8 protein-coding genes are annotated in these 10,029 nt (G+C 68.1%); 1 reads left to right on the forward strand and 7 read right to left on the reverse strand.

From position 1 onward, the window contains the following. Positions 1 to 48: 48 nt before the first annotated feature. The 7 genes from AVT10_RS08995 to AVT10_RS09030 all read right to left on the reverse strand — a co-directional run bounded on the left by AVT10_RS08995 (position 49) and on the right by AVT10_RS09030 (position 9,197). Positions 49 to 1,380, reverse strand: a complete 1,332-nt coding sequence (locus AVT10_RS08995) for an alpha/beta hydrolase family protein (protein ID WP_157092720.1) — start codon at positions 1,378 to 1,380, stop codon at positions 49 to 51. A 34-nt stretch (positions 1,381 to 1,414) separates the two neighbouring features. Continuing rightward, on the reverse strand, positions 1,415 to 2,467 hold the full coding sequence (locus tag AVT10_RS09000; protein ID WP_066689976.1) for an alpha/beta hydrolase: 1,053 nt from the start codon (positions 2,465 to 2,467) through the stop codon (positions 1,415 to 1,417). Next, positions 2,464 to 3,804 (reverse strand): alpha/beta fold hydrolase, encoded by a 1,341-nt coding sequence (locus AVT10_RS09005; protein WP_066689977.1) that lies wholly within the window; start codon positions 3,802 to 3,804, stop codon positions 2,464 to 2,466. The genes AVT10_RS09000 and AVT10_RS09005 overlap by 4 nt, the downstream gene beginning before the upstream one ends. An 11-nt stretch (positions 3,805 to 3,815) precedes the next feature. After that, positions 3,816 to 6,449, reverse strand: coding sequence for a TonB-dependent receptor (locus AVT10_RS09010; RefSeq protein ID WP_066689979.1), 2,634 nt, complete (start codon positions 6,447 to 6,449; stop codon positions 3,816 to 3,818). A gap of 212 nt (positions 6,450 to 6,661) precedes the next feature. Beyond that, on the reverse strand, positions 6,662 to 7,630 hold the full coding sequence (locus AVT10_RS09015; protein WP_066689982.1) for a FecR family protein: 969 nt from the start codon (positions 7,628 to 7,630) through the stop codon (positions 6,662 to 6,664). Further along, complete coding sequence (locus tag AVT10_RS09020; RefSeq protein ID WP_066689984.1) at positions 7,627 to 8,193, reverse strand: RNA polymerase sigma factor; 567 nt, start codon at positions 8,191 to 8,193, stop codon at positions 7,627 to 7,629. The genes AVT10_RS09015 and AVT10_RS09020 overlap by 4 nt, the downstream gene beginning before the upstream one ends. Positions 8,194 to 8,600: 407 nt before the next feature. Further along, positions 8,601 to 9,197, reverse strand: a complete 597-nt coding sequence (locus tag AVT10_RS09030; RefSeq protein WP_066689987.1) for a recombinase family protein — start codon at positions 9,195 to 9,197, stop codon at positions 8,601 to 8,603. Between AVT10_RS09030 and AVT10_RS09035 the strand changes: the two genes are divergently transcribed. Beyond that, positions 9,196 to 9,762 carry a hypothetical protein gene (locus AVT10_RS09035; protein ID WP_198158537.1) on the forward strand — a complete coding sequence of 189 codons (567 nt, stop codon included), beginning with the start codon at positions 9,196 to 9,198 and terminating at the stop codon, positions 9,760 to 9,762. The genes AVT10_RS09030 and AVT10_RS09035 overlap by 2 nt on opposite strands. Positions 9,763 to 10,029 lie beyond the last annotated feature (267 nt).

Raw genomic sequence — 10,029 nt, forward strand, 5'->3', positions numbered from 1 at the left:
CTCACCGGTTCGGCGCACCGACCGCGAGGCGGTGCGCCTGACGGATCATCAGCGCAGCGTCGCATCGGGCTTGCGGCCCTGTTCGACCCATCCGCGCAGCGCGTTCCACGCGGCCAGCGTCTGCGTCTTGTCGAAGCCGCAATGGGTATAGCCCTCGATCCCGCCGATGGGCAGCAGGGCGCGGGTCGCAGGGACGGTGAACTGGGTGAGCTTCGCGGTCCGCCCCGCCTTTGCCACCGCGGCGGCGAGCATCGCTTCCTGCGCATAGGGCACGAGCGAATCGATGCGGTTGTGGATCGTCACCAACGGCGCGCCGATCCGGCCGGTGGCGGTGCGCCATTCGCGCAGATAGGCGAGCGCGCGCGGTGCCGCCGTCACCCGCTGGATATCGCGGTTCAGCGCGGCATTCTCCTCCGCCGACAGCGACGATGCGCGATAGGTTTTGCCGACATTGCCATGGAACCATCCACCGGCGGTCGCGGCCATGTCCTCGGCACCCAGCGCGGCGGTGACCAGCGGATAGGCGAGCGAGGCAGCGTCATAGTCGAAGCCGCCGATCTCGGTGACGGCGCGCACGATCCGCGCCTCGCGGCCGTTCGGGTCCTTTTGTGCAGCGGTCCATAGCGCCAGCGGCGGCATGCCGACCTTGGCGATCTGACCGAAGACATAGGCCTGCGCGGCGGCATCGGGCGTGCCGGCGGGCGGCAGCGGCGAGACCGCGTCGCGGCGGACGTCGGCATTGCCGGGCAGCGCATAGGGCGTGCCCCGGGTCAGCACGGCATAGGCGAGGCGCATGTCGATCAGCCGGCCGAGGATATCCTGCCAGCTGGCGACGACGCCGCAGCGCGCGAACCCGCCGGCGAACGCGGTCGGATAGCGTTCGAGCAGCGTGACCACGATCCCGCCGCCCATCGAATCACCCATCGCATAGATGCGCTTGCCGCCCATCTGCGCCAGCAGGTCGCGCAGCCGGGCGGTGGCTTTCGTGCCCGCTTCGACGCCCAGCCCCGCCTTGGCATAGGCGCTGTGGCCGACGGCATAGCCCTGGCGATAGGCTTCGCCGAGCGCGCCGGTGCCCGGTCCCTTGTCGACCGGATCGGGGGATACCGCGACCGGGGTGCCGGGGGTCGAATAGCCATGGGCGTAGAGCAGGCCGTCGCCCGACCACCCCTTGGGAAAGGCCAGCGCGAACTGGTTGCCGTCGAGCCGGCCGTTGATCGTCACGCCGCCGTCGGCGCGGGGCGTCGCGGTGACGTCGACGGCGCCCAGCCGCGTCGCCTGTGCCGTGAGCGTCTGCTGCCGCGCGGCGGGTGCGTCCTGCGCGGCGGCGGGCGGAATCGGGGCGGCCGCGAGCGCAGCACCGGCGAGGAGCAGGGACATCAGGGGAAAGGCGCGCATCGGGCGTACTCCGTGTTTAACGAGGGCGGCGGCCGAGATGCCGGTCGAAGAAGCGGGCGACCAGGCGAAAGGCTTCGGTCGATTCGGGCATGTCGGGCCACATGAAGAAAGCGTGGGGCAGGCCGTCGAACAGTTGCAACTCGCTCGCCACGCCGGCAGCGGTCAGGCGGCGATGGGCGAGGGTCAGCGCGCTGACCGCGAAGTCGCGTCCGCCCGCCAGCAGCAGCGTCGGCGGCATCGCGTGGGTTTCGGTGTCCGAGCGCAGCGGATAGGCGGCAGGGTCGTCAGCCGCCACGCCCGCCATATAGGGGGTCGGCAAGGTCGCGGGCAGAACGGGCGTCGGCAACGCCTCTTCCCCGGTCATCGGCCCGGCCCAATGGGGGCTGTCGCCCGAATAGGGCGCGCCGGTGCCGCAAAAGGTCCCGATCGCGCCGGGGCGGGGCAGTCCGATGCGGCGGAGCCATGCGGTCGCCTGCGCGGTGATGACGCCGCCCGCCGAACAGCCATAGATGCCGATATTTTCCGGCCGATGCGTTTTGAGCAGGGCGCGATAGATCGCCGCCACATCCTGCGACGCCGCCGGATAGCGATGTTCGGGCGCCAGCCGATAGTCGAGCGTGACGACCCGCACCCGCATCGTCGCCGCGATCGGGATCGCCTCGACCAGCGCGCCGCTGCCCGATCCCCAGAGAAAGGCACCGCCATGGACGTTGATAAGCACGCGACCGGCATTGCCGGGGGCGATGCCGGCCACCGGATCGACGATGGTGACGGGGACGCCCGCGATACGCTCCCGCCGTTCGCGCGTAGCGAAATGGCGGCGCATCTCGGCGCGGCGGCGGTCGTTCCATTGCTGGTAGAAGGCGCGTTGCTGCGCGAGGTCGCCGGCAATGGTCTTGGGCGCGGTTTCCGCCTGCATCCGCACCAGCACCGTGCGCGCCTCGTCGCTCAGCTGGCTGGACGGGGGCAGGGTGAAGGCGGGCACCGCCACCGATTGCGCCATCGCCGGTGCGCTCCCCAAGCCGATCAGGGCGATCGTCAAGTCGACAAGGAAGCGGTGCAGGGTCATCGTACCGCATCCGCCGCGGGCCGGCGCCCGGTGCGGACCCAGCTGCGCATCGCATCGAACGCGGCGATGTTCTGCGCGGGCGTGAACCCGCAATGGGTATAGCCGGTCAGCCCGCCGGGCAGCGGGATCGTCGTCGGCGGCACCGCATATTGCGCCAGCCGCGCGCTGTTGCCGGCGGCGGCGGCGATCCGGCCCAGCCCCTGCGTCTGCGCGAACGGCACCAGCGAATCGATCGTCTGGTGGACGGTGACCAGCGGGATACGGAACCGGCCCGTCGCCTCATGCCAGCGCCGGGCATAGGCGACCGCGCGCGGATCGGCATCATAGCGCTGCATCCGGCGGTTGAAGTCCGCCGCCTGCGCCGCATCCATTTCAGGCGGGGCATAGACGGTGTCGCGGTTGCCGATCGGCAGGCCGCCCATCGTCGCACGGATATCGTCCATACCGAGCGCGGCGGACGAGATCGGTGCGCCCAGCGCCGCCGGGTCGGGCGCGAAGCCGCCGATCGCCGCCATCTGCCGGATGATGCGCGCTTCCGGTCCCTGCGGGTTCGCCTTCGCGGCGAGGAACAGCGCGAGGATCGGCGACAGCAGCTTCATCTTCTGCGCTTCGCGAAACGCCTCACCCGATGTCGGATCGCCGGGGGGCGGCACGATCGGCAGCGCCGAGCGGGTCAGGTCCTTGCCGCCCGGCAACGCATAGGGCGTACCGGCGGTCAGCACGTCATAGGCGCCGCGCATGTCGGCCAGTTGCCGGAACATCGTCAGCCACCCCTGCGTCACGCCGCACATCGCGACCGCGCCGGAAAAGGCGTTGGGGTGGTTCTCGATCAGCGACAGGACGATGTTGCCGCCCATCGACCCGCCTACCGCGTAGAAGCGCTTCGCCCCCAGCTTCGCCGCCAATGCGCGCAGCCGCATGGTGTTGCGGGTCGCCGTTTCGGTCGCGATGCCGTTCTTGTCGACCGCGGCGATGCCGCTGGCGATCCCCTGCGCATAGAGATGCTTGAACAGCCCGCCGCCGGGGTCCTTGGCCAACGGATCGGTGGGTACGCTGGGCGGCGTGCCCGGCAGAGCATAGCCCTGTCCGAACAGCACCGTCTCGCCGGTCCAGTTCGACGGGATCGTCAGGACGAAGCGGCGTCCCTCGACGCTGCCGTGCAGGATCATGCCGCCGCCGGGTGCCGCCGTCGCGGCGAGGGCGGTGGCGCCGGCCGCGCGTGCCTTTGCCTGCAAGGCAGTCTGGGCAGCGGTCGGCTGGAAGGTGGGTGGTGCCTGCCGGGCAATGCCGGTGCCGGCCAGCAGGGCGACGGGAAGGAGGATCGCGTGGCGCATCATGGCCGCTCCCCTCAGAAGCGATAGCGGAGCTGGACGCCATATTGCGCCGGCTCGCCATAGATCGAGCCGATAAAGCCCGAATTATTGTAGCTGGGATTGGCGGTCACGCGGTACGCCCGGTCGAGGATGTTGGTGCCGTAGAAGGCGAGGTCGAGCGGGAAGCCGCGCACTTCGCGCCAGTCGAGCCGGACGTTGAGCAGGCCGTAGCCGGCGATGGTGTCGAACGGCTGCGCCTCCGGCGTGACGCGCTGGCTGGTCTGGTACGACCAGTTGCCGCTCAGCTGCAACGTCCCCTCCTGTTCCGGAATCGGCAGGTCGAGGCTGGCGGTCAGATTGTACTTGTGCTTCGGCACGAACGAGAACGGCGTGCCGGCCAGGTCGCGGCTCGGCTGCGCGGCGGTCAGCGCCTGCGGGATCGCGGGGATCGCGATCGTGTCATATTGCAGATACTTGGCCGAGTTGTACGAATAGGTCGCGCCGAGCGTCACGCCCTTGACCGGGACCAGCATGCCTTCGAACTCCAGTCCCATCACCCGCGCGCGCTGGGCATTGGTCAGGATGTCCGAACCGGCGATCGCCGCGCGCTGGATCACCTGGATATCGTTGTACCAGGTATAGAAGGCGGCGAGGTTGGTGCGAGCGCGCACGTCGCCGAAGGTCCAGTCGCGCTTCAGCCCGACTTCGGCATCGGTCACCTGTTCGGGCTTCACCGCGAACAGCGGGTGGTCTTCGCCCAAAAACAGCGACACGATCGGGTTGCTCGCCCCAGACTTGTAGCCCCGCCGCGAGACGGCATAGAGCAGGGTCTGCGGATCGGCCTGCCAGTCGAGGCCCAGCTGCCAGGTCGGCCCGTTGCTGGTGCCGCGGAAGGTCGCAGCGGTGCAGTTCGGGTATTTGAGCGTGGGCACGCGCCCGGCCGCGACCGCCCGGTATGCGTCATAGACGCACAGCCCGGCGTTCAGCCCGACGATCTGCGCCGCCTGTGCCGGGTTGATGATGCCGAGCGCGGCGAGCCGGTTGAAGACCTGATAGCTTGCCGGATCCTGATAGCTCTGGATATCACCGCCGAATTCGTCCCACGTCCAGCGAAAGCCGGCGGTGGCGGTCAGCGTCGGCACGATCTTGTACTGGACCTGCGCATAGGCCGCCTTGCTGTGCCCGTCGACATGGGCGCTCGGTTGCAGGGTCAGCGCGGGGACGAGCGGGCTGGTGAGGCCGAGCGCCGCCTGCAACGGCTGCGGAATCAGCAGCGGGCCGCCGCCGAGGATACCGCCGGCCTGCAACGGGTTGACCGTCGCAAAGGTGAGCGGCGCGGGGGTCTTCTGGTCGAGGAAGAAGCCGCCTGCCTGTACGCGGAGCGTGCCGTTGTCGTAGCGGGCCTGCACCTCTTCGGTGATGGTGCGCAAATTGTTGTTCCAGCTGCCCGGATAGGCGCCGAGCAGGTCGGCGATCGGCAGCGTCGTCGAATCGCGATCGGTGGCGCTGGTCGAGCGGGTGCGGGCGTAGCTGAAGATGTTCTTGAGCGTGAAGGTATCGCTGACGCGCCATTCGGTGTTGTTGAGGACGAGGAAGTTCTTGGCCTTCTCGAACGTGGGCACGCTCAGCGCCGTCCGGCGGACGCCGCGCGCCTGCTGCGCGGCGAGATAGGGTTGCAGGAGCGCGGCATAGGGGCGGGCGGGATTGACCGCGAGCAGGATGCTGCCGCCGCCATTTTCGTCCACTTCCTGATAGCTGACGGCGGTATAGTTGCTGATCGTCGCCGACGGATCGAACTGGATGCCGAGGCGCAGGCTGAAATTGTTGCGGTTGAGATAGTCGCGGCCGGTCACGACGTCGCGGACATAGCCTTCGCGCTGGTCCAGTTGTCCCGCGACGCGGATCGCGAGCATGTCGTCGACGATCGGCACGTTCAGCGCACCCTGCACGCTCTTGCGCTCAAGGTTGCCGATCGTGCCGTCGACATAGCCTTCGACCCGGTTCATCCGTGGCCGCTGCGGCTCCAGCAGGACGGCACCACCGGTCGTGTTGCGCCCGAACAGCGTGCCCTGCGGCCCTTTGAGCACCTGGAGCGAGGCGAGGTCGTAGAAATTGCCCGGGCCGCTGACGCTGGTGGGCACTTCGGCGAAATAGCCGACCACGCCCGGACCGCTGCCCGCCCCCGGACCGCCGGTGCCGCCCATGCCGCGGATGGTATAGGTTTCCTGGTTGCGCGCGACATCGCCGACCACCGATAGCGACGGGGTGAAATTCTGCAGGTCGGTGCCGTTGTTGATCCCCTTTTCCCGGATCGCATCCTGCGAGAAGGCGGTGATCGCGACGGGCACGCGCTGGCCGCGTTCGGCGGTGCGCCGCGCGGTGACGACGATGTCGCCGATGCTGTCATCCTCCTGCGCAGGTGCCGCGGTCGGTTCCGCCACCGGTGCGACCGCCGCCGTGCGATCCGCGACCGGCATCCGCGTCACGGCGATCGCGCCGCTGCGATCGCGATGCAGGACGAGACCCGACCCGCCGACGACCGCCCGTAACGCCGCCATCGCGTCCAGCTTTCCGCGAACCCCGCGCGAGCGCAGCGCATCGACTTCGTCGCTGCGATAGAGCACCGGCGTACCCGCCTGGCGCGACCAGGCATCGAGCGCCGCCCGCATCGAACCGGGCGCAATGCTGTAGGTGCGGACCCGGTTTACAGTTTCCGTTCGCGCCTGCGCCCATGAAGGCGTTGTCGCGCAGTTACTTGCCAGTGCTGCCGCTACCAGGAACCGATGCTTTCCGGTCATATTCCCCCTCCGATACTGCACGGCCTCTTCGGGCCTTCTGCAATGCTAGACGGACGGCAGGCGGAAAGTCGTAACGCGACCGATCAGGAATCTATCGTGATCGCATCGACGTCTTCGCGCACCGTCAGTCCGAACCCGGCGTGCAGCAGTCGTGCGAATGCATCGATGTCGGTCGCCTCGAACGTGCCGCCGATCCGGATCTGCGCCGCGCGTGCATCGGCGATCCGGATCTGCCGGCGGTTATAGCGGTTGAACTCGGCGGCGGCCTCGCCCAGCGTCGTCCGGTCGAAGGTCAGCATCCCCTGCCGCCATGACAGCGCCGCCTCCACCCGCGCCGGCGATCGGTCGGTCAGCAGCATCGACGTGCCGCGCGCGATGGCGACATTGCCGGCGGTGATGACCGCCGCCCGCCCCCGCTCGCCACCGGCGGCATCCTCCACTCGGACCCGGCCCTCGACGACGGCGACGGTGACCGTGCGACCATCGCGCCGTACCGAAAACCGGGTGCCAAGCACCGTCACCATCCGGTCGCCTGCGTGGATGACGAAGGGATGGCTGCTGTCGTGGGCCACATCGAAATAGGCCTCGCCGCGATCGAGCCAGACGGCGCGCCGACCCCCGTCGATCGCGGTGCGCAGCGTGCTGGCGGTATTGAGCGTCACCGCGCTGCCATCGGGCAGGCGCAGCGCGCGATGTTCGCCGATGGTGGTGGCGAAGCGGCGCAGCAGCGGCGGATCGCGCCGGAGCAGGTCCGGCAGCGCGATCGCGGCGAACAGGCAGAGCAGCACCAGACTGGCCGCCAGCGCCTGCAGCGCCCGGCTGTTCAGAAGGGCGACGCGGCGGGGCACCGGTTCGACCGGGGTGCTTCGCATGGCGGCTAGCCGCGCGGTCGCGTCCCAACCGGCCTCGAGCCGCCACAGCGCGGCCTTGTGCGCATCGCTTTCGTCCAGCCAGGCCGCCAGCGCGGTATCGTCCGCCGCGCTCCATTCGGGCTGGTCGCGCCGCACCAGCCACGCGGCGGCACGCGCTTCGATCTCGGGGCGGGCGGTCATGGCGTCCGCTTCCGTCGCGGGGCCAGCCCCGGCGTGCGGTCGATCCGCGCCGTGCCGCCCAGCATGAAATTGGCGAGCGCGCGCAGGCCGAGCGTCAGCTGGCGCTCGACGGTGTGGTGGCCCACCCCCAGCCGGGCGGCGGTTTCGCGGATGTTCAGCCCCTCGACCCGCCGCAGCCGGACGACCTCGCGGCAGCGCGGCGGCAGCTGGTCCAGCCCCGCCATCGCCCGGCGCAGCTCGTCGCGGGCGCCCAGCGCACGATCCGCCTCGGTCAGGTCGGGCACGTTCAGCTCGTCGAGATCGGCCATCTGTTCGAACGACACCACCTTCGCCCGGCGCGCCCGATCGATCAGCAGGTTGCGGGCGATGGTCAGGACGAACGGCCGCGTGTTCAACGGAATCCCCCGGCGCGCGGCACCGACCGCATGTTCGTACACCTCCTGCCGAAGGTCGATCACGTCATCCCGCGCCCGGCAATGGCGCGCCAGATAGCGTTCGAGGTCGCGCTCCAGCGGAAGCACGTCCGCGACGAACCAGCGTTTGAGGACATCATCGTCGATCATCAGAGGGTAATGACGAATGACACGCGCCAACCCGTAACGTCCAGTCGGACGGCAGATCGATGGAATCGAAAGATATTCACCCGGACGGGCGACCGGCCCGCAGACAAGTGCCTGCGGGGACCGTCGTTCCGACGATCCCCGAAGCTGTTTCGACGCTATGCGAAGAAATGGTGCCCAGAAGAGGAGCGAGCGGGGGCGAGCGGGTGGCTTCCACCTCGACCGGGGAGTTTTCTCCTACCTTTTCAGTGTCAGCGGGTTCGAGTCCCAGAAGAGCACTCGAATCGTGAGCGACCGTAGCAGGACCATCGTCAGGAGCGCCGCAGGATGCGTTGCCGGTGGGAATGACGCCTTGGGGCATCTCGTCCGCCTTGATGTCGTGATGGTGCTCCACGGGGCTTTGTGACGGCTTACGCGGCATGGGCCATCGCGGTCTTGATGCGGTGAACGGTTCCGACACCGACGCGGAGCTTCTTGGCCGTCTTGTTGATGCTCAGGCCACCGCTGAGCAGTCGTTCGATGTGGCGCTGCTTATCGACGTCGAGGCGGGGGCGACCGCCTTTCTTGGTCGAGCGGGCCAGCCCCGACTTCACCCGCTCGGAGATCATGGCGCGCTCGAACTCGGCGAACACGCCCATCATGCCGAACATCGCGCGGCCCGATGGCGTGCTGGTGTCGATAGCTTGGACGTGGAGGTAGAGATCGACGCTTCGGGCATCGAGGTCGCCGAGGATGGAGACGAGATGCTGGAGGGACCGACCGAGGCGGCAGATGCTCCATGATGCCACCATGTCGAACTCACGACGGGCGATGCCCTTGAGCATGGCGTCAAGGCCGGGTCGTTGATCTCGTCCTTTGGCACCTGAGATGCCTTCGTCGGCGAAGGTGGCGACGATGTCCCAACCGAGCCGTTCACCGGCGAGGCGAAGGTCACGGAGTTGGTTCTCGACGGTCTGTTGTCCGTCAGCGGTGGAGACGCGGGTGTAGAGGGCGACGCGCTTGGGCATGGCGCGAGACTCTCACGGATACCAAAATCGTCAAGAAAATGGTTTTGGTGTGGGCATGGTTGCCCGCTCCGATTCCCAAACGCAGTTCATCGCCGAATACCGGTTCAAGTTTCCTCATCCGTGGAATCGCCCGATAACGACTGTTGCCGCCGGTCACTTGACGCTTGATGTCCGCGTCAACGGGGGCAATTTTGATGCAGAATACGTCGGTGCGTTCGACGGCACCGATCTGGTCGCGGTGATGAACACATGGGGACCGGAAGGCCCACTGCCTTACCGGCATATCGGCAAAACCATTGTTGCTCCGGCATATCAGGGCCACGGCATCACTCGACAGATCATCGAATGGTGGGTGACGTCGCGCAACGAGTGCCTCGCCTCGGACGAGAACCAGACCCACGATGGCGCGAGGGTCTGGGAATCGATGATCATGCGTGCGCCCCGGCTCCGGTTCTACCTATGGCACCCCGACGGAACCGAGATCGAGTTGATCGTCGATGAGGGCCGGATCGTTCCCGACCCGTGGTCCGATCCTCACACTCGGCTGCTCGCCCGTCCCCGGTGACGGGACGTCCCATTCCAAATCCATCCGTTTGTCGAACAGGCCTCACGACCATCGTCGAGTGACGGTTTTCTGCGGATCAGAGAGGGTCGCCGGGAGAGGGGTTTTCGGAACGGGCGAGGAGTAGGTCAGGAGGACGGTCGATAAGGCCGATAACCTCGCGCCATGCGCTTCTTGAGCAGCGCCTCGACAGCGGAGGGTGACAGGGTGGGATTGTTGCGCTGAATATCCGCCCGGTGCGGTAAGCGGCACATGCCTCATCAGCTTCGA

This window comes from Sphingomonas hankookensis, assembly GCF_001619955.1.
Lineage (GTDB): Bacteria > Pseudomonadota > Alphaproteobacteria > Sphingomonadales > Sphingomonadaceae > Sphingomonas > Sphingomonas hankookensis_A.

Coding starts and splice junctions, on each gene's coding strand:
- AVT10_RS08995 (WP_157092720.1), bottom strand. CDS start 1,380: ATGTCCCTGCTCCTCGCCGGTGCTGCGCTCGCGGCCGCCCCGATTCCG.
- AVT10_RS09000 (WP_066689976.1), bottom strand. CDS start 2,467: ATGACCCTGCACCGCTTCCTTGTCGACTTGACGATCGCCCTGATCGGC.
- AVT10_RS09005 (WP_066689977.1), bottom strand. CDS start 3,804: ATGATGCGCCACGCGATCCTCCTTCCCGTCGCCCTGCTGGCCGGCACC.
- AVT10_RS09010 (WP_066689979.1), bottom strand. CDS start 6,449: ATGCGGGCGGCGCTCGATGCCTGGTCGCGCCAGGCGGGTACGCCGGTG.
- AVT10_RS09015 (WP_066689982.1), bottom strand. CDS start 7,630: ATGACCGCCCGCCCCGAGATCGAAGCGCGTGCCGCCGCGTGGCTGGTG.
- AVT10_RS09020 (WP_066689984.1), bottom strand. CDS start 8,193: ATGATCGACGATGATGTCCTCAAACGCTGGTTCGTCGCGGACGTGCTT.
- AVT10_RS09035 (WP_198158537.1), top strand. CDS start 9,196: ATGGCGCGAGACTCTCACGGATACCAAAATCGTCAAGAAAATGGTTTT.
- AVT10_RS09030 (WP_066689987.1), bottom strand. CDS start 9,197: ATGCCCAAGCGCGTCGCCCTCTACACCCGCGTCTCCACCGCTGACGGA.